Raw genomic sequence first — 21,028 nt, forward strand, 5'->3', positions numbered from 1 at the left:
CTCCTCTCGCCTCCTAATGCGGCTTTTGGTATACTCTTTCAAACATGCCGCACGCTGCCCTAACAACGGGTACGATGCGCAAGTTCGTTAGAAAAAGGAGGACTTCTCATGGATGCCATTGTCCGTTATTATTCTTCGTTCGATGAGTGGGGCCGGCTCGACCGGGAGCCGCTCGAATTCCGGGTAAACTGGCATATGATCCGCAAGCATTTGCCGCCCGAAGGACGGGTGCTCGACAACGGAGCGGGACCAGGCAAATACGCGATAGAGCTCGCCCGGCTCGGCTACCGTGTGACGCTTTCGGATCTGACGCCCCGCCTCGTCCGGCAGGCGGAGGAGAAGGCCGCCGAGCTGGGCCTGTCGGACCGCTTCGAGGCGTTCCTTACGCTGGACGCGCGTCAGCTGGCCGGTCTGGACGACGGAATGTTCGACGCGGCTCTCATGCTGGGGCCGTTCTATCATCTGCAAACCGAGGAGGACCGGTCCGCGGCGGCCGCCGAGCTGAACCGGGTCGTCAAGCCGGGTGGCGTCGTCTTCGCCGCCTTCATGCCGAGAAGCCGGTTCACGCTCACCTCGATCCAGACTCCCCGGCATTGGAAGCCGCACGATACGATGGACGCTATCGAAGCCTTCCGGGCGTCCGGCCGGTTCGATCACGCGGACGAGGGCCGGTTTACCGGGGCGTACTATTTTCAAGTTGGGGACGTCGTGCCGTTCATGGAGGCGCACGGCTTCGAAACGCTCGGGCTGATCGGCTCGTCCGCCGGCACAGCCGGACAGATGAGCCCGGAGCAATGGCAGTATTGGCGGGAGCGCGGCGAGGAGGAGTGGAATCGGCTGCACGCTATGCTGTACGAGATGGCCGCCGATCCTGCGCTGCTCGGCCTCTCGTCCCACCTGCTGTACATCGGGCGCAAGAGGACGTAAGCGAGAGAGGAAGAAAGTTTCGTTATCTATTGAACAATTCGCTCGTCTGTCCGTTGTAACTGTTTAGAGGGGGGACGACGATGGAAGAGCGGGAGCAAGTCCTCTACAGGCTGGCGAAACGGGGAGACAAAGAAGCACTGCAGGATCTGCTCCGGTCACTTATGCCGGACGCCGCGCGGTTCGTCCGCCGCCTGCTTCCTGGCAGCGGAAGCGTCGAAGAGATCGTCCAGGATGCTTCCCTTGCGCTGTATCGGAATCTGGGGAAGGTCGATTCTGCAGAAATGGTCCGCCCTTACCTGTTTCGAATCATTCGCAATCTCTGCTACGACGAACTGCGGCGAAGAGGCCGTTTTGCCATCGTATCGCTCGACGAGGCAGGTTCGGATTGGCTGGAGAAGACAAGCGACGGCGTGCTGTCTCCGGCCGAGCGGATCGAGGCGGACTGCGAATACAGCGAGCTGCGCGAAGCGATCTTCCGGCTGCCGGAGGCGCAGCGCCAGACGCTCATTCTGTACAGCTATGAGGAGTTCTCGTATGCACAGATTGCCGCCTGCATGAGGACCGATATCGGCACTGTCAAGTCGAGACTGCATTATGCCCGCAAGCAGCTGCGCAAGGAGCTCGCCCTACTGAAGGAGGAGGAAGACGAATGAATGACCAGATTCTTGTATCGTTAATGCAATTGATTGCGCCCGCACGCACGCTGCGGGAGGACTTGGACAAAGGGTTAACGCTGGAAACACTCGACGGTATGGGAGAGTACGTGCTGTCTGCTTTCCGTACTCTACGCGACCGAGTGGTACAGCTGACCTCCGACGAATACGTCCGCTCTCTCGCCGAGCAGATCCCGGGTGAAGCGACCGACAGACAAAAGCAGACGGTCGCCTTCCTCGCCGCCGGGCAGCTCGTCTCTTATCTGGAAGCCAAAACGGGCGTAGGCGGCTTGTCCCACAGCCACGGAGGGGATAATTATCAGATGGCGCCGGTTTTCAACGGGAGCAAGTTCACCCTCTCTTCCCAAGAAGACGTAGACAAGCTGGAAGGCCTGTTCAAAAGCAAAGCCAAATAATCGGAAGGTCCCCGGCCATGCTGCGCTTCGCAATGAACGAGATAACGCTCGGACGAGGAACTATGACTCCTTTCCCGAACAAGCAAAAAGGAGGCCCCCAGGGGACGCCTCCTTTTGCTATGTTCCTCTCTTGTTACGAATGTGAGAGCCGGTTGACCTTAGCCGGCGATCTGCTCCCCGACCGAAGCCTCCGGCGAGACCTCCAGCGTGCCGGTATACTCGACATGGCCGATCTGGCAGCCAGGCCCGATCTGGACATCGTGGCCGCGGACCGTGCGGGCGCGCGTATTCTCGATGTAGATCGTCGTCCCTTCGATCGTCTCGGCCTCGCACATATGCGTCGTGCGGCGGATCCAGAAGAGCAGCGGCCGCAGGAAGAAGCTGCTGAACCCTTCGTCGCGGATCCGGATCGATTCGCCGCCGATCTCCCGTACGCGGGACGGCCCCGACAGGCGGGCGTCTACGTTGTTTGCATTCAGCTCGCCCTCGATCGCGAACGTGCCGTCTATTTGAAAGTCCTCGGCCTGCATATTCCCTCCGACCTTGAGGCTGCCGCTTATCTTCACAGTCTCCGTCTTCAGATGGCTGCCGCACGAGAGCGTGCCGGAGGAGTTGATCTCCACGACATCCAGCTCGTCACCCACCCGGAACGAGCCGGACACCTTGAGCCGCTTGCCGGACAGGCTTCCCTCCAGCTTGCCGGAGCCGCTAACCTTGAACTCTCCCGCCTCGACATTGCCGTCCATTTTGCAGGAGCCCGAGATTTTGACCGTCTCGGCCTCTACGTCTCCATTAATGCGTCCCGAGCCCGAGATCGAGACGTGATCGTAGCTCCCGCCGCTCAAGACCCCGCTGCCCGACAGCTTGGCGTCTCTTCTTTCATTCGTCATCCTGTCATTCCTCCATAAACGGATTGAATTGTTTGTTCAGCTGCTTGGCCAGCTCCTCCAGCCGGAAGTCCGCTGCAACCGGAACAGCCGGGTCGAGCAGCACCGTCTGCGCGCCCGAGGCAAGCAGATGCGTATTGCGCCCGCCCTCCCGCCAGATCAAAAGCCGGTAGTCGGTTCCCGCCATGGCCGGGATCCAGCTGCGGACACAGGCGGCCAGCCGGTCGATGTCCGCCTCCCGCGCCGCGCCCTGCTTGACGAGCAGACAGCCCGCGTACAGGAACAGGAGCTCATGGTACGAGAACCTGCTCTTGCCGAGCCCGCGCTCGAATTGGGACGCTGTCCCCGCATCGTACCAGGCGAACCGCTCGACTTCCTCGTTTCCATAGGACGCATTGGTCCGCTCCGGCGAGAGGAGCCGGCTCAGCTCTTCCAGCGAATACTGATCCTTGAGCTGCTGGATCGCCGCGATCCGCTGGAGGATCTTGTCCCGCGGGAAGTAGGTCTCCTGTCCAGTAAAGGACGACTGCTTGCGAAACCACGCCTCGGGGATGAGATTCTGCCGCTTCCACCGATAAAGCTGTCCGTAAGAAATGCCCGTCGCCTGCAGCAGCTCCTTCTTGGATATCCATGCCTCCATGCTTGCTTCCATCGGTATCCTTCCTTCGTGTTGAGCTAATGTCAATATAACAAAACATTGTTACGTTAACAAGGGGCGAGACACCTTTTTTTCCCTTTTCTGCTCTCCTCCCTCCCGACCCAGGTCCGTCTTGGCATCTGCTCTATCGCCCAAGTCAGGTCGGGTGAGACTATGACTCGAGCAAAACTTTCCCTTTTCGTCGACCAAGCGTCTCCTTATACTAAAAGCATTCCAGCTTCCTGAATATGTAAAATGGGGGACGATCCTATTGAGTACCGGCAAGCGCAGCGTGATCGCTTTGGTCAAACGACCGGGCTTTCGCGGTTTCCTTGCTCTATGCAGCAAGTATAAGAAGCTGTACCTGCTCGTCGTCCTGCTCCAAGCAGCGGGAACCGGCTGCACGCTGTTGATAGCCGAATGGAGCCGGCGGCTGTTCGACGGAGGCACCTCCTTGACCATCCCCGAGACGATCCGGCTCTTGGCCGGGCTGTTCGGCTTCGTTGCAGGCGGTCTCCTGCTCGCTCTAGCGGCTCGGATCGGCAACCAGATCATTAACACCAACGTCGTGTATGCGATGAGACAGATGGTGCTCACCCGGCTGACCCAGCTGTCGTTAAGCTACCACGAGCGCAGGCACAGCTCGGAGTCCAATCATCTATTGTTCGGAGAGCTGGAGCTGGTCAAACAATTTCTCGTCTTCGATGTGCTCCGGCTTCTCTCGCTCCCTCTCGCGTTTTTGTCCGTGGGCGTCTACTTGCTGACCGTCCAGCCGATGCTGGGCATCGTTGCGCTTCTTGTCGGGCCTCTGCAGCTGATCAGCAATCTGGTGATCAAGGAATCGTTCAAGGATCTCGTGGCGAAGCAGCAGCAGTGGGGGAGCAAAGTATTCTTCCATATGGGAGAAGCTCTTGCCGGGATGCGGGAAATTAAAATGAACCGGCTGGAGCCGTCGGTGCTGACCAAATTCCGGGCCGTCTGCGAGGAGAGTATCCGACTATGGATTTCCATTGAGAAGATGGAGGCAGTCCGAGAGCTGATCCGTGCCATTCCGGACCGATTGGGGTATCTGATCGGCATGACTGTCGGAGGTATCCTTTTGGTGAATGGGGAGATTGGGGCGGGGGCACTGGTCGCTTTTTTGACCTTGCTGGACAAAGCCTCCGAGCCGTTCACCAGCCTGGTCCGTATTCTTCAATCGCTGCAAAAAGTGACGACTGGCGCGGAAAAGCTGCTCGCTCTAATGGAGTCGGAGCCTGAGCAGATGGAGCGGGGCGTTTGCCTGCCCGACGCTCCGCCTTCCCTGACGTTTGAACAGGTTTCTTTCGCCTACGAGGAAGACTTACCCGTCCTGAACGCGGTTAGCTTTCATGTTCCGGCAGGCCGGACGCTTGCGCTTGTCGGACCTAGCGGGAGCGGAAAGAGTACGCTGGTCAAGCTGCTCTACCGGTTCTATGAACCGACGGCAGGGAGGATCCTATGGAACGGCATTCCTCTCTCCTCCTGCTCCCTGCATAAGCTGCGCGAGAATCTGGCGATGGTGGCGCAGGACGTCTACCTGTTCGACGGGACCGTGCGGGACAATATCGCCATCGGCGTGTCCGAGGCGGACGGATCGGCGGTCGAACGAGCGGCCGAGCTCTCGCAGTCGGCTTCGTTCATCCGCCGGCTGCCGGACGGCTTCGAGACGCGGGTCGGCGAACGGGGGATTCGGCTGTCCCAAGGGCAGAAGCAGCGGATCGCCATCGCGCGCGCCGTTCTGCGCCGCGCTCCTCTGCTGATCCTTGACGAGCCGACCTCCTCGCTTGATCTCGAGACGGAGGAATGGGTTCAGCGGGACCTGAACAAATGGGCGGCAGGCAGCACCAAGCTCGTCATCGCGCATCGCTTGTCGACGATCCGGCACGCGGACCTGGTGTTGTTTTTGGAGGATGGGGAGGTCAGAGAGTTCGGGCCGCCTGACGAGCTGCTGCAGAGGAACGGCCGTTTCGCCGCTTACTGGCGAAAGCAGGAGATCCCGCACTTTGCTCGTTGAAAGGGACCTTTACAGCGCCGATGAGGGACGCCTATACTAACTAACAATCCCTGGAAAGGAGCGCTATCCATGAAGCTGGAAACGGAGAGGTTGATCCTGCGCGAGTTTGCGCTGGAGGATGTGGCGGCCGTCCATAGCTATGCCGGCAACCCGCTGGTCGCCGCCCATATGATCTGGGGCCCCAACACAGAGCAGGAGACGTTCGCGTTCGTCTGCCGGACGATCGAGATGAGGGAGCGGGAGCCCCGGGTCGACTACGAGCTGGCGCTCGAGCGCAAGGAGGACGGGGTCGTAATCGGCGGCTGCGGCTTCCACCTGTCGGAGCCCCGGCAGGCGGAGATCGGCTACTGCCTGCATCCGGCTTACTGGCGTCAGGGGTACGCCTCCGAAGCGGCGGCAGCGCTCCTCGCGTATGGCTTCGGCGAGCACGGCCTGCATCGTATCTTCGCCACTTGCCGGCCGGCCAATATCGGCTCGGCCAAGGTGATGGAGGCCGTCGGCATGACCTATGAGGGGCGTCTGAAGGAGCATATGTGGCATAAGGGCGCCTGGCACGATTCGCTGCTGTACGCCATTCTTGAGCAGGATTACCGGCCGCGGAGCCGGCCAGGCGACGCTACTTGATGAAGACGCTGCCGAACGGGATGACCTCTCTCAGAATGCGGCGCAGGACGCCGTCCTCCCGCATCTGGCTCTCCAGCGAGGGATCCGCGAGACCGGTCTGCACGAGTACGCTGCCGGTGCCCGTCACCTTCCATTGGTAGTTCATATGCTGGGCGGCGAGCGCGTTGCCGTAGACGCACAGCTCGAGACGGGCGTCCTCCGGATAGGCCATCAAGGAGCCGAGGTCGACATGGAGCGGCTCCTCCGGCACAAGCGGCATCTCCATGACGGCACCCTGGGCGACCATGCCGACAACGCCCGCTCCGCGGAACCGCATGCGCGCCCATTCCCGGGTGGCGAGCAGCTGGGGCAACCGCTGCAGCATGCTCTTCATCTCGAGACCCGACGAGTAGAACAAGACATGGCGAACCGGCACGAGAAGGGACTCTCCCTCCTGCAGCCGGACGCCGTAATACGTATAGCCCGGCGGGACCGCCAGCATCGCCGTACACGGCCCCGTCAGGTCCGACTGAATGATCTTCTTCTTGCGGTACATGCCCTTCCAGTCGAGCAGCCGGTCCTCCCGCTGCCCCGAGCTTCCTCGGAACGCCGCGATCAGGCGCGGACGGAGCACATGCAGCCGCTCTCCCGCCTCCAGCCTCGCCTGGACCCCTTGGGCGGCGGAGGTTCCTCCCGCCGATTCGGTGCGGATGTTCATGCGCCTTCCTCCTGTCTGTCTAATGCCTGCTGCGAAGGGCGACGCGGGCGAGCCGGCCGAGCAGAAAATAGCCGGCGGCGAGCCCAGCGACCGTCAGAACGATCGTCCGGATTCGGGACGCCTTCTCCCGCCGCGCTTCCTCGCTCGTCCTGAGCTCGTCCACCATGGAAGCCAGCTCGCGGTTTTTCTGCTGCAGCCGTTCGTTCTCTTCAAGCAGCTGCCGCTGGGAGGCAGCCATCTGATCGGCCGCCTGCCGCGCGGCCTCCAGCTCCTCCATGGAACGCTGAACCTGTCCCTGCACTTCCTGGTAGCTGTCTCTCATTCGGTCGACCTCCTGCGGCAGCTGGAAGAATCCCTTCACCCGGTCAACGACCCCCGCCTGGGCGGGCGCCGCGCCGGCTGTCAGCAGAACCCCCGCCGCCAGCAGCACGGCCGCCGGCTTCCAAACCCGGCGCCCCGTTCGCGTCGCTTGTCTCATTCTCCCAGCCTCCTTCTTCTCGGTCTCTCTATCTGTTTACCCGCTCGAAGCGGCTTCTTCTCTCTTACGCTGCTTGTCCCCGGATCGTTTCACGCTGGGCAGGCAGCGTTCGTCTAGCACGTCTCTCTTCCTTTTTATCTGGAAGACGCATATGTCCGCCTCTCTCGCAATATAGTACTTAGTAGGCGAGGCTCTACTCGCCGGCTCCGAGACGGCGGCGGTAGTAGTAATAGGAGCTGCCTGTCGACAGGACGAGCACGGCGATCGTCACACTGGCCGTCACCCATACGCGGGCGTCATGCCCGAGGAACGATCCGAGAATGAGCAGCAGGCCGCCGGCGGCGAACAGCTTGCCACTGAGTGCGTGCGTCCGGCTCCAGACGTCTTCGCTTGCGAGCGACCAGGGCGTCCGAATGCCGAAGACGTGATTCGGCTTCACCTTGGGCAGATAGATGCCGAGCAGCAAAAAGAGGATACCGAGCAGAATCGGCAGGACGAGCGTCATGTCCTTCATGTAGCCGACCGCATAGGAAAGCGTCAGCAGATGAATGAAGAACAGACAGCCCAGCACCCCGTTCAGCAGCGCGTCCAGTCCGTCTTCGGGCGGCGTCTGGCTGTTCCGCCTGGCCTCCATAGCCGGGAGCAGACGAAGCAGCACAAAGGTTAGCACCATCAGAAACGGCGTGAAAAAAGCCCCGAACTGGCGCGACGAGTACCCGTTCGGCTCGCCGGAGAAGCTCCAATGCGTCGGAATGCGGTCGGGCAGCTGCGGAAAAAACCAAATGCCGGCGGCCAGGGCCGCAGCCAGCAGGACGACAGGCAGAACCCATTTGGTCATGGTGATCGCTCTCCTTCCCTAAGCTCGAATGGAAGAATCCAACCGAGAAGATCTTGCAGCACCGACTTGTTCAAGGAATAGCAGATATGCTGGCCCCGCCGCTCGTCCTGCACCAGACCTGCCTGCTTCAGCTGGCTCAGGTGGTGCGAGATGCTAGGCTTCGTCATGGCGAAACGGTCCGCAATTTCGCCGGCCGTCAGCTCCCCCTGACGCAGCATCTCGAGAATCATCCGGCGGGTCGGATCCGCCAAAGCTTTGAAAATGGCATTAAGAGGCACGGTTCACCTTCTTTCGGCATGTCCGCCTTTTAATTAGACAATTACCTAAATATCTAATTAAAATTATACTAGTAATTCCTGCTGTTGGAAAGAGGGGAGAAAAGAAAGAGAACGGAGGGCCGTGTGCTTTCGTCCAAAAATTTGATTATAATAGGACAATGGCCAAGCCGCCTGCGCGGCAACTTCGCGCATTATCCGAAAGCAAGAGGACCGCTTCCATGGAATTCGCCAAGCTGTTCTTCGCGAACATCAGCACTCTGTTCACGCTTACTTATCTGGCCAATCTGGCCCATAAATATATGATGGTTCGCCTCCCGGCCGAGCTGCGCCGGGCCGCGTTCGTTTTGCTGGCCGTCTTGGCCGGCTGGACCTCAATCTACTACGGCAACAATCTGTTTCCCGGCGTGATCTTCGACCTTCGCTTCATCCCGATTATTGTCGCGCCGCTGTTCGTCCGAAGCCCGCTCGAGATCGTCTCGATCGGCGTCGGGATCGGGCTCGCCAGGCTTTCGTTCGGGCTCAATTACGCCGCGTGGGTGGGAGCGCTCAATCCGATTCTGCTGAGCCTGCTGTGCGCCTATCTGAACAACCGGTTTCTCCGGGAGCAGCGATCGTTCTTCTACCGGATGTCCCTGATCGCCCTGGCCGTTAATCTGCTGAATGTGATCGTCCTTGCGACGATCGGCGTTCTGCCCGCTGCAGTCTATCTCAGCACCGTCGTCCCTCATACGTTCCCGCTCTGCCTGTTCTTTTCGTTCTTCTTCGTCTTCCTGCTGAGAGACTTCCAGAAAGACTATATCCGATCGGTCGAGCTGAACGCCGCGAATCGGAAGCTGGAGCAGCAGCTGCGGATCATCCGGGAAGGGACGGACGAGCTGATGAAGACGAAGGGAGAGCTCGAGAAGAAGGCGAGCGAGCTGGAGCTCAGCTCCAAGTACAAATCCGAATTTCTCTCGACTATCTCGCACGAGCTGCGCACGCCGCTCAACAGCGTGTTGGTGCTCTCCGAGATGCTCGCCGAAAACCAGAGCGGAGGCCTGAACGCCGAGGAGCTGCAGTTCGCTTCCATCATTCATACTTCGGGGAAGGAAATGCTGGAGATGGTCACCTCGCTGCTGGACCTGACCAACGTCGAGGCGGGCAAGCTGCTCGCGGAGCCCGGAGAGGTCAATATGGGGGAGCTTCAGGCGGTGCTGGGCCGGCTGTATGCGCCGGTCGCGGCCGAGAAGAGAATTCTATACGAGGTAGAGGCGTATCCTGGCCTGCCGGCCATTCTGCCGACCGACGAAAGAAAGCTCCAGCAGATTCTGAAGAATCTGATCTCCAACGCGTTCAAGTTCATCGAGTCGGGCTTTGTCCGGCTGACGATCCGTCCCGCCAGCCCGCTCGAAGTGCTGCGAACGGAGAGCGAGCGCCCGATCGGCGAGTGGATCGCCTTCTCGGTCGCCGACTCCGGGCCCGGAATTCCGGCCGAGCAGCAATCGCTGATCTTTGAAGCGTTCCGGCAGGGAGACGGCGCCCTGACCCGGCGTTACGGCGGCATCGGGCTCGGCCTATCGGTCGCCCGTGAATTTGCCCGGCTGCTCGGCGGCTTCATTCGGCTCGAGAGCGAGCCGGGGAGGGGGAGCGTCTTCACGCTCTACCTGCCGCGGTTTACTCTCGAGCCGCCGAAGTCGCCCGCGGGCTGAGCCCTTCGCGATGCCGCAGCGCCAAACCAAAGAAGCCATCCGGGGGGATGGCTTCTTTGGTTTGGGGGTTCCGCTAGCCGGAAGGAGAGTCCGGCACGAGCCGGTAGACCGCAAGCTCCGGCGGACAGTGGAGGCGCAGCGGGAGATGGACGGTGCCAAGCCCCCGCGAGATGCCGAAGCGTCCGCCGTCCGGCAGCAAGCGCGTGCCGATATGGTACCGTCCGTAGGCGCTTAGCGTGCGACCGAAGGGCCGGATTTGACCGCCGTGCGTATGTCCCGCCAGCAGCAAGTCGAAGGGAAGCCTCCGTTCCTTAATGCCCTTAATAATCGACGGACTGTGAGCCAGCATAAGCAGGAAGGCGGGAGGAGAGGAATCGCTCCCAAGGCCCGCACGGTGCCGAGTGACGTCTGCCGGTGAAGGAAAGCGCGCCAAGCTGTACAGCGAGTTGTCGAAGCCATAGACGGCGATCCGGCCGCCGCCCGCCTCGAGCTCCGTCCATTGATTGGCGAGCACCCGGAGTCCCGCCGATGCGATCTGCTCGAGCGCTCGGTCACCGTCAACCGGACGCTTGCGGAGCACCCCGGTCGCTTCTTCACGCTCATAATTGCCCGGAACGAACAGGACGGGGAGTGGGCTCCGGACGCGGCGCAGCTCCTTGAGTACGGCCGGCAAGTCTGCTTGTCGGGAAGCCAAATCCCCGGTCACGACGACGAGATCCGGCTTTTGCCGGTTGACCAGGTCGGCCAGCCTGCCGTTCAAGTAACGGAGCCGACCGTGGAGATCGGTCACCTGTACGATTGTCACCGGCTCGCGCACCGAGGCGGAAGGGAGGGTGCAGCGCGTCACCCTAACATACAGCGTGCCCGACAGCCAGACGACCGCAGAGGCTGCAAGTGCCGCTCCTAGCGAGAGCGACAGCCAGATTCCCATTCCATCTACTCCTTTCCCGCAGGACAAAGCCTATCGAATCTATGAAAACCGTTTTCATACCAGCACAGCAGGTACGCAACGCAGTTTATCCGATCGGCTCCGGCTGCTCTTTTTTCTTCCGGTACAGCTCTACCATATTGTGTCTCACATTCTCCTCCCGCAGCCGCTCCTCCACGCGCGCGACTGTCTTCGCCAGCTCGTCCGCCACGCTGTCAGGAAGCTCCGCTTCTCCGACCGATTTGACGACGAACAGCAGGCACTGCAGCATATCCTCCATCGCCCCGCTTTTCTCCCCGTTCAAGACCATATCCGTAAGCAGGACGAGATGCTCCAGCTGTTGCTGCGTAACCTTCATATCTCTTGCCTCCGATCCCGCGCGGGCGGCCGGTCCTCTCCCTGACGGAAGTCCTGCCCGCGCGTCTAGGTAACGGGTCTATTATCCCAGTTTTGGAGTCTGGAGAAAAGAGGGAATTCTCCATTCTTCGCCAAAACTCGTCAGCGCTTCCCCCCTTCCTGCGTGCTCTGAACGAATCCTGGACGCTCTTCCCTCGGAAGACCCAACGGCCAGCCTAAACCGGCAAAACGGGGACTTGCGCAACCGCGGCCGCCGAAGTATGGTAAAGACGAACGAGGAAGCCGCGGGCTGCCCCCGATCCTAGTCCGCGGACACAACTTCCTCCCGTCGGTTGAACCCCCAGCGGGCCCGCCGGCACCGATATGTTAAGCGAAAGGGGACATTCCCATGCATGAGTCCAGCCCGACACGGGAAGCGTTAGGCGCACGCCATATCCAAGCCTACCTGGAGAGGATCGGATTTCCCGGCCAGCCCGACGGAAGCGCGGAAGCGCTTGCGCTTCTGCAGCAATGCCATTTCCGCGCCGTTCCTTACGAGAATTTCGATCTGCTGCAGCGGATTCCGCTGTCGCTGGAGCTGCCTGACCTGTATGACAAAATCGTGGTGCGGCGGCGCGGCGGCTACTGCTTCGAGCTGAATGCGCTGTTCGGCTGGCTGCTCCGGGAGCTGGGGTATCCAGTGACCGACTGGATGGCGAGATTCTGGCGCGACGAGCCCCAGCCCCCGCCCAAACGACGGCATCATGTCCTGCTCGTCGAGGCGCAGGGCGAGCGTTACCTATGCGATGTCGGCGTAGGCGGAGTGGTCCCTCTCCGTCCGCTTCGGCTCGTGCCGATGGTCGAGCAGGAGCAGGACGACGAGACCTACCGGCTGGAACGGGACCCGGAGTTCGGCTGGATGCTGCTCGAACACAAGCACGGCGTATGGAGCCGCATCTATTCGTTCACCGAGGAGCCCCAGCTGCCCAAGGATTATGTCATGCCAAGCTTCTGGTGCGAGCAAGCGCCGGAATCCATCTTCCGCCGAGGCGCCATCGCCGCCATTCGGACTCAGGACGGCCGCGTCACGGTCGCGGGCCGTGAATTCCGGCTGTTCGGCCGAGACGGCGTACGCACCTTCACCCCCGCTACCCAAGCCGAGTACCGGGAAGCGCTGCGAACGTATCTCGGCATCGACCTGAGAGAAGCCAGTTTCCTGTATAGTGATTCCTCACCTGGAATCAAAAGCGGCAATCGTATGATTTGTATGCCGGATACCAAGGGAAAGCGAATCTAGACAACAGCGATACTGGAGAGAAGGCAACCATCGATTCTCTTGCTGCCTACAAAAAATTAACCGATAGCGTTCTTGCTAATGTATCCAAGAATTAGGGTTCGATTCACCAAATACCCCTGGTTCCTCATGAGGAACCAGGGGTATTCACCACGTTATTGAGTCGCCAGGAGAACCGTCAGTGCACCTGTTCGTTCACGAGCTCAATTTCGTCGATCAGCTTGTTGCGGTGCAAAAATGACAGGTGAAGCGATTCGACATCCTGCTCCTTCTCCACCTCGCGCAGAATGCGCGAGGCGATGACGCCGGCATCGTCCGTCCGTCTCGTCTGCTCCAGCTCAATGAATCCGCTCAGCCGGGGCTCACCGACGTCGACGGTTGCCGTGGCGATCGGCAGGCCGCCCTCCGCCTGATCATAAATTTCGAAGGTTAGCGCGTCCCCGTCGTCACGAGCCAGCACCGCCGTATACTCCTCTTCCGGCCAATAGAAGAAAGAGTCCTCCTCCTCATCCTCCGAAGCTTCGTACTCCTCGTCGTCGAGAAGGTCTTCATGCGTCAGCTCGATCGTCTCCAACAGGTCGTCGCCGTATACGTGATGAATCGTCAGCGTATCGATCTCCTCTTCGTCGCAATCGAAGACGAGCTCTTCGGTAATCGCCTCGATCTCCTCTTCCTCGGGAAGCAGGAACCATTCCACGATGGCGCTTGCTTCCCGATCGCTCACTTCCATCGCTACATCGGCCACATGGTCGTCGTCGTCGTCCAACACCTGGTATTCGATGCGCGTCACCGGCTCGTCTTCGTCTTCCCAGACGGCGGCGTCTCCCTCCGAGACCCATTCGTCCAGCTCTTCTTCCGACTGCTCGAGCATGACGAACGGACTGCATGTCAGGATGACGCTGCTGTCCGGCGCATCGAGCGCATCCGCCAGCTCCCGCACATAGTCCTGCACGAAGCTGCGGATTTGGTCGCGCTCGTACGGAGTCACCGACTCTTCGTCGAGCTGCACGGCGCCGGCCACGCGGTCGCTTTCCCGGTAGACGAGCAGCAGCGTCCCCGCGAACCTGCCGCCGATCAGGAGGTCGTAGGCTTCGCCTCCAGGTGTTTTCATATCAGGTCTCAGCATAATGTCAGCCATGATGGAATCCCTCCCGGAAGGAATGGAATATGGAGCCTGGTAAAGCCGGCTTTCCCCGTTAGCGTGCCCGGGCAAGCCCGGATTCACTCTCCTAGTCATTCGTCCATTCGTTTCCGGTACAACCGCATACGGTAATGTATGCCGATGGCGGAGCCCGTTCCGGGCTAGGAGGGTTCCTGTCTCCCCGCTTCGGCTGTCCAGAGAAAAGGAGGTCCACCCTATGTCCGCATTTGCCGGCGCCGGTTTTACCAGCACAGGAGCCATCCTGGTGCTGTTCATTCTACTCGTCATCATCAGCGCTTCCTTCTTCATCTGATGATTCAGCCGAATCGGCGGTTTCCGTCGGAATGACGAACTCCTTCCAGGCTAACGCTGCGGCGTTAGCCTTTTTCCAGTCCGAAATGCTTGGCCAGCGCTTTGGCGACGCCTTCTTCGTTATTCGATTCTGCGACCTCGTCGGCGGCCGCCTTGACATCGTCCGGTGAATTCTCCATCGCGATGCCGAGGCCCGCGTACTCGAGCATGCTCAGATCGTTGTAATAATTGCCCATGGCGAGAATCTGGCTGGGGGCGACGCCCTTAGCCTCCGCCAGCCGCCGCAGAGCGTTGCCCTTGCTGGCATCCGGATGCACGATGTCTATGAAGAACCGGTGGCTGCGAAGCAGCAAGAGAGGGCTCTTCATCTGCCGCCATTCGGACTCCACGCGGTCCATCACCTCCTCGGGAGCAAACACCGTGAATTTGACCAGCGGCTCCTCAAACGCGGTCAGGTCCGGGTGCAGAAGCGGCTCGTGCATGAAGTCCTCGTACATCAGACGGGCGTCCTCAGGCAGGTTCTCGACATACAGCTCGAATGGCGTGCAGTAGTCGAAGTGAATGCCTTCTCGGCGGCAGTACGTGACGAACGGAAGCACTTCGGCGGCCGGGAACGAGCATTCGTGCAGCAGCGTGCGGTCGCCCGCATGCACGGTCGCCGCCCCGTTATGCGTCACGACCGCGCCGTCGATCCCCAGCTCCTCAAGAATCGGACCGGTATTGGAGATGCTCCTTCCGGTACAGAGCACGATGTCCGTCCCCCGTTCGTATACCCGCCGGAGCGTCTCGGCCGTCCGGGGACTGAGCCGGTGCTCGTCATCGAGCAGCGTCCCGTCCACATCCAGTGCCACCATGCGATAAGTCATTGCGATTCTCCTCCTTTCAATCCGTGCAGCTCCTCCTCGGATAATTCGCGGTACGTCCCCAGCTTCAGCTCCGGATCGAGCCGAAGAGTGCCCATCGTCAGCCGCTTCAGGTAGATAACGCGCTTGCCCACCGCCTGGAACATCCGCTTGACCTGATGAAATTTCCCCTCATGGATCGTCAGCTCGATGCGCGAACGCGCGCCTTCCCTCGACTCCTCTGCCTCCAGCACGACGAGCTGTGCGGGAAGCGTCCGGTACCCGTCGTCCAGCTCAACGCCATCGGCGAACCGCATCCGATCCTCCTCCCCCACGAGCCCTTCCACCTCGGCATAATACGTCTTGGGGACGTGCTTGCGCGGAGAGAGCAGATTATGCGCGAGTTTGCCGTCGTTGGTGAGCAGCAGCAGCCCCTCGGTATCCTTGTCCAGCCTACCGACCGGGAACAGCTCGTAATGCCGGATGCCGGCATCCAGCAGATCGAGCACCGTCCGGTCCCGGTTGTCTTCCGTCGCCGAGACAACTCCTGGCGGCTTGTTCATCATCACGTAGAGGAATTCCCGGTAGCGGACCGTTTCCCCATCCACCTGAATCGTCTCATGCTCCGGGTCGGTCTGCCGGCCGCTGTCCTTCACCCGGACGCCGTCAACGGTCACCGCTCCGGCCCGGACGAGCTGCTTGATCTCGCTCCGTGTCCCGACTCCGGCATGCGCCAGCAGCTTGTCCAGTCTCTGCGTCTTTCGTTTCATGCCTCGCCCTCCCGTCTGCTCCCTATGAAGCCGCGGCCGGTCGGAGAGGTCTCCTTGCGCGGCGGGCTCCGGAAGCCGTTCACGTATTTGTCATCTTATTTTCGTTAGGATACCGCAGGAAAATGATTAGGTCATGTAGAATAGTAAGTAAGTTGATAACAGGCTACGGCTGTGTCCCTTTGACGCATTCGTCCTGGATTCCCTTGCTAAGGAGGAGCCGATTTTGAAGAAACTCGTCATCTTTTTGGCCGTCATCGTCGTCCTGTTCGGCGGCATGTACGCAATCAACCGGGCAACGAACGGGGAAAAAGACGAGAAAGCCAAGGAGCTGTACGGTGTCCCGGCCAGCCAGCTGAATCCGGTTACCGTCAAGCTGCTGGACGATCCCAACTATCAATCGATCATTCGTCCGGCGGAACTGGAGAAGAAGGTGCTGCAGGAAAAGCAGCCGAGCTTCGTCTACTTCTTCGCATCCGATTGTCCCCACTGCGCCCGGATGACGCCGATTCTGTCGCCGATGGCCAAGGAGCTGAACGTCGAGCTTCCGCAGTTCAACGTGCTGGAGTACAAGGCCGATCGGGCCAAGTACAAAATCGTGGAATGGCCGGTCCTCGCCTACTACAAGGACGGCAAAGAGGTGGAGCGGCTGGTGGGCGAGCAGTCCGAGAGCACCTATCGTGCATTTTTCAATAAGTACAAATAAGCTCACTCTTCCCCGTTTATAGCAAAGGGCCGGCTCACCTCGCGATGAGCCGGCCCTTTGGCCGTCCTCCTCAGGGCGCGGCGTCCGCCGCTCCATTCTCCCGCCTGCGGGCTGCGTATGCCCGCACCTGCTCCTCGAGCACGCCGTCGTGCATGCGGATGGTCAGATCGTAGAACCCGAATGCGTCGGCGTCGTCTCCGGCCGCCGCGAGACCGGCCAGATACGTGCGGACCTCCCCCAGGAGAGTGTCCAGCTCGAGCCCGAGAGCGTCCGCCGGGTACCGCTCCAGCTTGTCGGCCGCCTGCCGGAGGAGCTTGCGCGCGCCTCGGCCGTTGCCGTTGCGGCAGTGGTACAGCCCGACCGCCACCTGCAGCAAGCCCTGCAGGAGCGGATGCCGGCCGTGCTCCAGCCACAGTTCCTCCATGACCTCGTGGCATTCGAAGTAATCCCGTTCCTCGTTGAAGAAGTACAGGAAGGCGATGAAATTCGGCTCCTTCCGAAGCATGCCCCACTCCTCCGATCCGTTATCCGCGTTCGGCTTACGGCGCACGATTCGCTCCCGTTCGGTGCTTCTGCAACGGGCAGCCTCATCCGGCCGGCTGCTTCAGCGGCTCTCCCTCTTGGCGCGGATAATCGCTTCCTCGATCGACAGGGACAGCTGCTTGAGGCTCCAGATATCCTCCTGCTCCCACAGCTCGTTGAACCGCAGCTGATACGTCACGGCCTCCCGCACCCGGTGATAGAAGTACAGCTGCTGAATATCGTTCAACACCTTGGAGACGACATTTGATTTGTCCTCGAACAGCTTCTGGGACTCCATAATCTCTTCGCGGATGCTCGACATCTCCTTGTCGAGGAGATAGGCGGCTTCCGCCGCCTTGCTCAGCCGCTTGGTTACGTCGGGGGGCAGTGCGCCCTTGTATTTATAATTAAGCGAATGCTCGATCGTCGCCCAGAAGTTCATCGCGAGTGTGCGGATCTGAATCTCAGCGAGGACCTTTTTCATGCCGAGCGCCGTCTGCACCGGATACTCCACGATAATATGGAAGCTGCGGTATCCGCTTTCCTTCTTATGCGTGATGTAATCCTTGCAGTAGACGAGCTTCATATCCTCGCGCTGCTTGATCAGCTCCGCCATCCGGTCAATGTCTCCCTCGAACTGGCACATGATCCGGATACCGGCAATATCCTCGATGCCGGTCTCCAGCTGGTCCATCGGCACGTTCAGCTTCTTGGCCTTATCCAGAATGCTGGAGATCCGCTTGATCCTGCCTGTCACGAACTCGATGGGCGAGTAGCCTTCCCTGCTTTTCAGCTCGGCGCGCAGTGTCTTGAACTTAACCTTCAGCTCCTCGACCGCCTGCGCGTACGGCAGCAAAAATTTGTTCCAATCTCTAGAGTCCAAACCGGCCATCCTCCTTTCGGCCTTGCTACCTGACATCGGCACCGACAGCCTCGGACACGGTCCGGAAGCCATCCCGGCGCAGCAGCTCGAGCAGCCCCAGATTCAGCCTCCTGACAAGCTCAGGTCCTTCGTAGATCAACGCGGTGTAAACCTCGACCAGACTTGCTCCGGCCCGTATCTTGGCATATGCGTCCTCCGCCGTAAAAATACCCCCGCAGCCGACGATCGGCAGCTGCCCCTTGGTCAGCCGCGCGATCGTCCGGATGACCTCCGTCGACCGGCCCGTGAGCGGCCGTCCGCTCAGCCCACCCGTCTCCTTGGCGTTCGGATGGCGCAGACCGTCGCGAGCGACTGTCGTATTGGTAGCTATGATACCCGATATCCCGCTCGCCATAGCCGTCTCCACCATATACTCGAGATCCTCGCCGGTGACGTCGGGCGCGAACTTGACCAGCACCGGCTTGGGCGCGGCCAGCGAATGCTCTCTGCCGCTGGACGCGATCCGGCGCTGCTCGTCCCGCTCCTCCAGCACGGCGGCGAGCAGATGCTTCAGGTCGTCGCCGTGCTGGAGCGCCCGTAGGTCGGGCGTATTGGGAGAGCTTATATTGACCACAAAAAAATCCCCATAGGGATAAAGCTTGCGCATGCAGGCCCGGTAATCGTCTGCCGCCTGCTCGTTGGGCGTCGTCTTGTTCTTGCCGATATTGACCGCTACCGGAATCGCGTAAGGGGACGCCTGGCGCAGATTCGCGGCCATTTCGTCCGCTCCCACATTATTAAACCCCATCCGGTTAACCAAAGCAAGGTCGTCCGGCAGCCGGAACAGCCGCGGCTTCTCGTTGCCCGCCTGGGGGCGCGGCGTGACCGTGCCAACCTCCATGAAGCCGAAGCCGATGGACGAAAACCCGCTCACCGCCTGGCCGTTCTTGTCGAGACCCGCGGCCAGCCCGATCGGGTTGGCGAACGGAATGCCCCACAGATCGGTATGAAGCTCCGATGCGGCCGGCGATCCGTACAGCTTCCTCATAAGGGGAAGCGCGCCGGGAATGCGGGGCGTCTTGGCCAGCCCGTCGATCGTCAGATGGTGGGCTTTCTCGGCGTCCATTTTGAACAGTGCCGGCTTCGCCAGCGATTTGTACAGCATATCTAGTCCAACTCCGTTCCTACTTAGTCCTAACCTCCAGTTTACCCCGATCTGACGAAAAAAGAAAGACGGCCTCCCGCCCCCTTCTCTATAGAAGATAGAAGCGCGTACAGGCGGATGCGCCCGCCTTTCCGGTAATGAAAGCGCTGTTATTGTATGCTAGAATAAGAGAACTGGAAGAACGGAGAACGTAGCCGCCCGCCAGTCAATTTCGGATCGAAAGGGTGCTGTCCCATGCAAGAAAAACGAAAGCTAGCCCCCCTGCAGAAGCGAAAGCAGGAGCAGGGGAACAGGAAGGCGCTCTATGTGGTCGCCGGCATCTTCGCCGCGGTAGTCGTCCTCATGGCGGTGCTGCTCATCCTGGACGCTTCCTGAGCAAGGGCTACGCCCTTTGGGCACTTCAGCACTGATAGCCCCGACAGCTCCCAATAGCCCCCGACAAGCCCGGAGCCGTTAATGAAGCCAGCTTTTAATTGAGCCAGTAATAAATCCGATTCGGGTTCTTCTCGCTTTCGCCCGCGGGGAGCGCGAACCGGGCTGCTCCGCGAATCGTCTCCTCCGGCAGCCTGCGTCCCCCTCCCATCGTCACCTTGGTGCCGAGCGGAACCATGGCATACAGCTCCTCGAGATCGGCCTGGTCCATCCGGACGCAGCCGAGCGACTCGTCTTTGCCTATACTGCCCGGCTTGTCCGTGCCGTGAATGGCGTAATCGGTATCGGACAGCTGCATGCCCCTGCTGCCGAATTCGCCTTTGCGCTTGCCTCTCGGCTCCACGACCTTCTCGCTGATCTGATAGGTCCCGGTCGGCGTTCGCGTGCCCCCGAGACCGACCGGATAATTGCGCAGCACATAGTCGCCGCTCACGAGAGCGAGCCGATGCGCGGCTAGATCGACGATGATCTCGAGCGGCTGGTCCGGCGCCGGCGTCTCGATGGCCGCCTCCCCTGCTCCGCCGCCCGCCGGGCTCTCCGGCGCTTGCGAGGCGGGCGAAGACGGCGGCGCTCCCCCGCCCCCGGCCGCCGACGCTTCCTGCGCGAAGGCCGCCCGCATGCCCGGCGTCAGTGCGGAGAGCGCGTTGTCCGGGAAGCGGCCCGTCAGCGCCTCGGGCGTCTCCGGCGGCCGGCCGTGCTTCGCCGCGTACGCCGCATACGCCGTGCGGACGACGAGCCGCTCCTCCTGCGTCCGCGCCCAGTCCGCCAGCGCCGCCTCCGCGGCGGCTGCGCCGTCCGGCTCGCAGCGGCAGGCCTCACGGCTGAGCGACCGCACGAGCCAGGAGCCGGCCGCGCCGCCCGGCTCCACGGCATACAGCGGCTCGAGCGACTCGCCCCACAGCCGCCAGGCGCCGCCCTCGGCGAGCCGGACGCCCGCCGCGAGCGCGCCCGCCTCGCCCGGCTCCGGCAGCCGCACCGGTGCCGCCGCGAAAGCGGTCGGCGTGCGCGCTGCGAGGAGCCTCACGGCGGGCTCCCGCTCGGCCGGCGAATCGGGCGCCTCGGGCGGCGGCTGCCCGGCGACCGGGCCGGAGGATCCGGCGGCGCTCCCGGGCGCGGCGCCGTCGGACGCCGGCAGCACGGCGAGCAGCAGGAGCAGCAGCGCGGCAGCGGCCGTGCGGCTGCGCTTGCGGCGGCCGGCCGTGGCCGCGGCCGGAACGGGGGGCTCGCCCGTCAGCCAGTCGGGAATGGGGCCGGCCGGCGCTTTCTTCTCGAACGCCCGGTAGACGTCTCCCGCCCTTGCATAGCAGTACATCGCCTTGCCCGTCTTGCCCTGCCGGGCGTATTCCTTGCCGAGCAGATACCACGCCATCTGGCTGTCGGGATGCTGCCGGACATACCGCTTGAGATAATCCGGCAGTGCGTTCCAATCCTCGTCTCCCAACTCCTCGTTCCCCGGCGGAACCGACGGTTTCAGGGGCTTATCCGCATCCATGAAGAGGTCCTCCTCCGCTGAATCGTTCTTTTGCTCCTATATCGGCAGACGGGAGGTCTGCCGTTACCTCC

The 21,028-nt window shown here is 61.3% G+C and carries 25 protein-coding genes; 10 read left to right on the forward strand and 15 right to left on the reverse strand.

The features are described 5' to 3' along the window. Positions 1-108: 108 nt before the first annotated feature. The 3 genes from KJS47_RS06035 to KJS47_RS06045 all read left to right on the forward strand — a co-directional run bounded on the left by KJS47_RS06035 (position 109) and on the right by KJS47_RS06045 (position 1,996). Entirely contained in the window at positions 109-927 is an 819-nt protein-coding gene (locus KJS47_RS06035; protein WP_213523656.1) for a class I SAM-dependent methyltransferase, read from the forward strand. Between the two features lie 80 nt (positions 928-1,007). Next, the gene (locus tag KJS47_RS06040; RefSeq protein WP_213523659.1) at positions 1,008-1,580 is read left to right on the forward strand and encodes an RNA polymerase sigma factor; all 573 of its coding nucleotides are present in this window, start codon (positions 1,008-1,010) and stop codon (positions 1,578-1,580) included. Continuing rightward, positions 1,577-1,996: a hypothetical protein gene (locus tag KJS47_RS06045; protein WP_213523661.1), complete on the forward strand. Its 420-nt coding sequence runs from the start codon at positions 1,577-1,579 to the stop codon at positions 1,994-1,996. The genes KJS47_RS06040 and KJS47_RS06045 overlap by 4 nt, the downstream gene beginning before the upstream one ends. Before the next feature lie 158 nt (positions 1,997-2,154). On the opposite strand, the gene KJS47_RS06050 is transcribed toward KJS47_RS06045, so the two are convergent. Both KJS47_RS06050 and KJS47_RS06055 read right to left on the reverse strand, forming a co-directional pair. Further along, the gene (locus KJS47_RS06050) at positions 2,155-2,886 is read right to left on the reverse strand and encodes a polymer-forming cytoskeletal protein (protein WP_213523662.1); all 732 of its coding nucleotides are present in this window, start codon (positions 2,884-2,886) and stop codon (positions 2,155-2,157) included. 4 nt (positions 2,887-2,890) lie between these two features. Next, positions 2,891-3,535 carry a DUF4004 family protein gene (locus KJS47_RS06055; protein ID WP_213523664.1) on the reverse strand — a complete coding sequence of 215 codons (645 nt, stop codon included), beginning with the start codon at positions 3,533-3,535 and terminating at the stop codon, positions 2,891-2,893. A gap of 256 nt (positions 3,536-3,791) precedes the next feature. Here KJS47_RS06055 and KJS47_RS06060 point away from each other — a divergent pair, with 256 nt between their 5' ends. Together KJS47_RS06060 and KJS47_RS06065 are read left to right on the forward strand one after the other, a co-directional pair. Next, the gene (locus KJS47_RS06060) at positions 3,792-5,555 is read left to right on the forward strand and encodes an ABC transporter ATP-binding protein (protein WP_213523666.1); all 1,764 of its coding nucleotides are present in this window, start codon (positions 3,792-3,794) and stop codon (positions 5,553-5,555) included. A gap of 69 nt (positions 5,556-5,624) precedes the next feature. Then, complete coding sequence (locus KJS47_RS06065) at positions 5,625-6,179, forward strand: GNAT family N-acetyltransferase (RefSeq protein ID WP_213523668.1); 555 nt, start codon at positions 5,625-5,627, stop codon at positions 6,177-6,179. On the opposite strand, the gene KJS47_RS06070 is transcribed toward KJS47_RS06065, so the two are convergent. The 4 genes from KJS47_RS06070 to KJS47_RS06085 all read right to left on the reverse strand — a co-directional run bounded on the left by KJS47_RS06070 (position 6,172) and on the right by KJS47_RS06085 (position 8,470). Further along, complete coding sequence (locus tag KJS47_RS06070) at positions 6,172-6,876, reverse strand: AIM24 family protein (RefSeq protein ID WP_213523669.1); 705 nt, start codon at positions 6,874-6,876, stop codon at positions 6,172-6,174. The two genes, KJS47_RS06065 and KJS47_RS06070, sit on opposite strands and share 8 nt — an antisense overlap. A gap of 19 nt (positions 6,877-6,895) precedes the next feature. Further along, positions 6,896-7,354 (reverse strand): CDK-activating kinase assembly factor MAT1, encoded by a 459-nt coding sequence (locus KJS47_RS06075; RefSeq protein ID WP_213523670.1) that lies wholly within the window; start codon positions 7,352-7,354, stop codon positions 6,896-6,898. A gap of 193 nt (positions 7,355-7,547) precedes the next feature. Further along, the gene (locus tag KJS47_RS06080) at positions 7,548-8,192 is read right to left on the reverse strand and encodes an SdpI family protein (RefSeq protein WP_213523671.1); all 645 of its coding nucleotides are present in this window, start codon (positions 8,190-8,192) and stop codon (positions 7,548-7,550) included. After that, positions 8,189-8,470, reverse strand: a complete 282-nt coding sequence (locus KJS47_RS06085) for an autorepressor SdpR family transcription factor (RefSeq protein ID WP_213523672.1) — start codon at positions 8,468-8,470, stop codon at positions 8,189-8,191. The genes KJS47_RS06080 and KJS47_RS06085 overlap by 4 nt, the downstream gene beginning before the upstream one ends. Before the next feature lie 218 nt (positions 8,471-8,688). Here KJS47_RS06085 and KJS47_RS06090 point away from each other — a divergent pair, with 218 nt between their 5' ends. Continuing rightward, positions 8,689-10,158, forward strand: coding sequence for an ATP-binding protein (locus tag KJS47_RS06090; protein ID WP_213523673.1), 1,470 nt, complete (start codon positions 8,689-8,691; stop codon positions 10,156-10,158). A 73-nt stretch (positions 10,159-10,231) separates the two neighbouring features. On the opposite strand, the gene KJS47_RS06095 is transcribed toward KJS47_RS06090, so the two are convergent. Then, complete coding sequence (locus KJS47_RS06095) at positions 10,232-11,089, reverse strand: metallophosphoesterase (RefSeq protein ID WP_213523674.1); 858 nt, start codon at positions 11,087-11,089, stop codon at positions 10,232-10,234. Positions 11,090-11,174: 85 nt separating this feature from the next. Continuing rightward, positions 11,175-11,444 carry a hypothetical protein gene (locus KJS47_RS06100; protein ID WP_213523675.1) on the reverse strand — a complete coding sequence of 90 codons (270 nt, stop codon included), beginning with the start codon at positions 11,442-11,444 and terminating at the stop codon, positions 11,175-11,177. 387 nt (positions 11,445-11,831) lie between these two features. Here KJS47_RS06100 and KJS47_RS06105 point away from each other — a divergent pair, with 387 nt between their 5' ends. Then, a complete protein-coding gene (locus KJS47_RS06105; protein ID WP_213523676.1) occupies positions 11,832-12,719 on the forward strand; it encodes an arylamine N-acetyltransferase family protein in 888 nt (295 codons plus the stop codon). Positions 12,720-12,894: 175 nt separating this feature from the next. On the opposite strand, the gene KJS47_RS06110 is transcribed toward KJS47_RS06105, so the two are convergent. After that, on the reverse strand, positions 12,895-13,854 hold the full coding sequence (locus KJS47_RS06110; RefSeq protein ID WP_213523677.1) for a hypothetical protein: 960 nt from the start codon (positions 13,852-13,854) through the stop codon (positions 12,895-12,897). 220 nt (positions 13,855-14,074) lie between these two features. Between KJS47_RS06110 and KJS47_RS06115 the strand changes: the two genes are divergently transcribed. Beyond that, the gene (locus tag KJS47_RS06115) at positions 14,075-14,170 is read left to right on the forward strand and encodes a YjcZ family sporulation protein (RefSeq protein ID WP_213523678.1); all 96 of its coding nucleotides are present in this window, start codon (positions 14,075-14,077) and stop codon (positions 14,168-14,170) included. Between the two features lie 64 nt (positions 14,171-14,234). Here KJS47_RS06115 and KJS47_RS06120 read toward each other — a convergent pair whose 3' ends face one another. Next, entirely contained in the window at positions 14,235-15,035 is an 801-nt protein-coding gene (locus KJS47_RS06120; protein ID WP_213523679.1) for a Cof-type HAD-IIB family hydrolase, read from the reverse strand. Further along, entirely contained in the window at positions 15,032-15,781 is a 750-nt protein-coding gene (locus KJS47_RS06125) for a pseudouridine synthase (protein ID WP_213523680.1), read from the reverse strand. Before KJS47_RS06125 ends, KJS47_RS06120 begins: the two co-directional genes overlap by 4 nt. 223 nt (positions 15,782-16,004) lie before the next feature. On the opposite strand from KJS47_RS06125, the gene KJS47_RS06130 reads away from it, so the two are divergent. Further along, on the forward strand, positions 16,005-16,484 hold the full coding sequence (locus tag KJS47_RS06130) for a thioredoxin family protein (RefSeq protein WP_213523682.1): 480 nt from the start codon (positions 16,005-16,007) through the stop codon (positions 16,482-16,484). Positions 16,485-16,554: 70 nt separating this feature from the next. Here the strand turns inward: KJS47_RS06130 and KJS47_RS06135 are convergent, their stop codons facing one another. From KJS47_RS06135 to KJS47_RS06145, 3 genes are all read right to left on the reverse strand, one after another. Next, positions 16,555-16,989, reverse strand: coding sequence for a DUF309 domain-containing protein (locus tag KJS47_RS06135; protein ID WP_213523684.1), 435 nt, complete (start codon positions 16,987-16,989; stop codon positions 16,555-16,557). Between the two features lie 99 nt (positions 16,990-17,088). Then, positions 17,089-17,889, reverse strand: a complete 801-nt coding sequence (gene yjbM, locus KJS47_RS06140) for a GTP diphosphokinase (protein WP_213523685.1) — start codon at positions 17,887-17,889, stop codon at positions 17,089-17,091. A gap of 25 nt (positions 17,890-17,914) precedes the next feature. Continuing rightward, positions 17,915-19,033 (reverse strand): quinone-dependent dihydroorotate dehydrogenase, encoded by a 1,119-nt coding sequence (locus KJS47_RS06145; RefSeq protein WP_213523686.1) that lies wholly within the window; start codon positions 19,031-19,033, stop codon positions 17,915-17,917. A 234-nt stretch (positions 19,034-19,267) separates the two neighbouring features. Between KJS47_RS06145 and KJS47_RS06150 the strand changes: the two genes are divergently transcribed. Then, positions 19,268-19,408 carry a hypothetical protein gene (locus KJS47_RS06150; protein WP_213523687.1) on the forward strand — a complete coding sequence of 47 codons (141 nt, stop codon included), beginning with the start codon at positions 19,268-19,270 and terminating at the stop codon, positions 19,406-19,408. Positions 19,409-19,502: 94 nt separating this feature from the next. Here the strand turns inward: KJS47_RS06150 and KJS47_RS06155 are convergent, their stop codons facing one another. After that, on the reverse strand, positions 19,503-20,957 hold the full coding sequence (locus KJS47_RS06155; RefSeq protein WP_213523688.1) for a L,D-transpeptidase family protein: 1,455 nt from the start codon (positions 20,955-20,957) through the stop codon (positions 19,503-19,505). Positions 20,958-21,028: the final 71 nt, after the last annotated feature.

Origin of the sequence: Paenibacillus sp. J31TS4 (assembly GCF_018403265.1) — a bacterium.
Classification (GTDB): domain Bacteria; phylum Bacillota; class Bacilli; order Paenibacillales; family NBRC-103111; genus J31TS4.

What these genes read in the sequence shown, in the direction of transcription:
- KJS47_RS06035 (WP_213523656.1), top strand. Translation starts at nt 109, where the DNA reads ATGGATGCCATTGTCCGTTATTATTCTTCGTTCGATGAGTGGGGCCGG.
- KJS47_RS06040 (WP_213523659.1), top strand. Translation starts at nt 1,008, where the DNA reads ATGGAAGAGCGGGAGCAAGTCCTCTACAGGCTGGCGAAACGGGGAGAC.
- KJS47_RS06045 (WP_213523661.1), top strand. Translation starts at nt 1,577, where the DNA reads ATGAATGACCAGATTCTTGTATCGTTAATGCAATTGATTGCGCCCGCA.
- KJS47_RS06050 (WP_213523662.1), bottom strand. Translation starts at nt 2,886, where the DNA reads ATGACGAATGAAAGAAGAGACGCCAAGCTGTCGGGCAGCGGGGTCTTG.
- KJS47_RS06055 (WP_213523664.1), bottom strand. Translation starts at nt 3,535, where the DNA reads ATGGAAGCAAGCATGGAGGCATGGATATCCAAGAAGGAGCTGCTGCAG.
- KJS47_RS06065 (WP_213523668.1), top strand. Translation starts at nt 5,625, where the DNA reads ATGAAGCTGGAAACGGAGAGGTTGATCCTGCGCGAGTTTGCGCTGGAG.
- KJS47_RS06070 (WP_213523669.1), bottom strand. Translation starts at nt 6,876, where the DNA reads ATGAACATCCGCACCGAATCGGCGGGAGGAACCTCCGCCGCCCAAGGG.
- KJS47_RS06075 (WP_213523670.1), bottom strand. Translation starts at nt 7,354, where the DNA reads ATGAGACAAGCGACGCGAACGGGGCGCCGGGTTTGGAAGCCGGCGGCC.
- KJS47_RS06080 (WP_213523671.1), bottom strand. Translation starts at nt 8,192, where the DNA reads ATGACCAAATGGGTTCTGCCTGTCGTCCTGCTGGCTGCGGCCCTGGCC.
- KJS47_RS06090 (WP_213523673.1), top strand. Translation starts at nt 8,689, where the DNA reads ATGGAATTCGCCAAGCTGTTCTTCGCGAACATCAGCACTCTGTTCACG.
- KJS47_RS06095 (WP_213523674.1), bottom strand. Translation starts at nt 11,089, where the DNA reads ATGGGAATCTGGCTGTCGCTCTCGCTAGGAGCGGCACTTGCAGCCTCT.
- KJS47_RS06100 (WP_213523675.1), bottom strand. Translation starts at nt 11,444, where the DNA reads ATGAAGGTTACGCAGCAACAGCTGGAGCATCTCGTCCTGCTTACGGAT.
- KJS47_RS06105 (WP_213523676.1), top strand. Translation starts at nt 11,832, where the DNA reads ATGCATGAGTCCAGCCCGACACGGGAAGCGTTAGGCGCACGCCATATC.
- KJS47_RS06110 (WP_213523677.1), bottom strand. Translation starts at nt 13,854, where the DNA reads ATGGCTGACATTATGCTGAGACCTGATATGAAAACACCTGGAGGCGAA.
- KJS47_RS06115 (WP_213523678.1), top strand. Translation starts at nt 14,075, where the DNA reads ATGTCCGCATTTGCCGGCGCCGGTTTTACCAGCACAGGAGCCATCCTG.
- KJS47_RS06120 (WP_213523679.1), bottom strand. Translation starts at nt 15,035, where the DNA reads ATGACTTATCGCATGGTGGCACTGGATGTGGACGGGACGCTGCTCGAT.
- KJS47_RS06125 (WP_213523680.1), bottom strand. Translation starts at nt 15,781, where the DNA reads ATGAAACGAAAGACGCAGAGACTGGACAAGCTGCTGGCGCATGCCGGA.
- KJS47_RS06135 (WP_213523684.1), bottom strand. Translation starts at nt 16,989, where the DNA reads ATGCTTCGGAAGGAGCCGAATTTCATCGCCTTCCTGTACTTCTTCAAC.
- KJS47_RS06145 (WP_213523686.1), bottom strand. Translation starts at nt 19,033, where the DNA reads ATGCTGTACAAATCGCTGGCGAAGCCGGCACTGTTCAAAATGGACGCC.
- KJS47_RS06150 (WP_213523687.1), top strand. Translation starts at nt 19,268, where the DNA reads ATGCAAGAAAAACGAAAGCTAGCCCCCCTGCAGAAGCGAAAGCAGGAG.
- KJS47_RS06155 (WP_213523688.1), bottom strand. Translation starts at nt 20,957, where the DNA reads ATGGATGCGGATAAGCCCCTGAAACCGTCGGTTCCGCCGGGGAACGAG.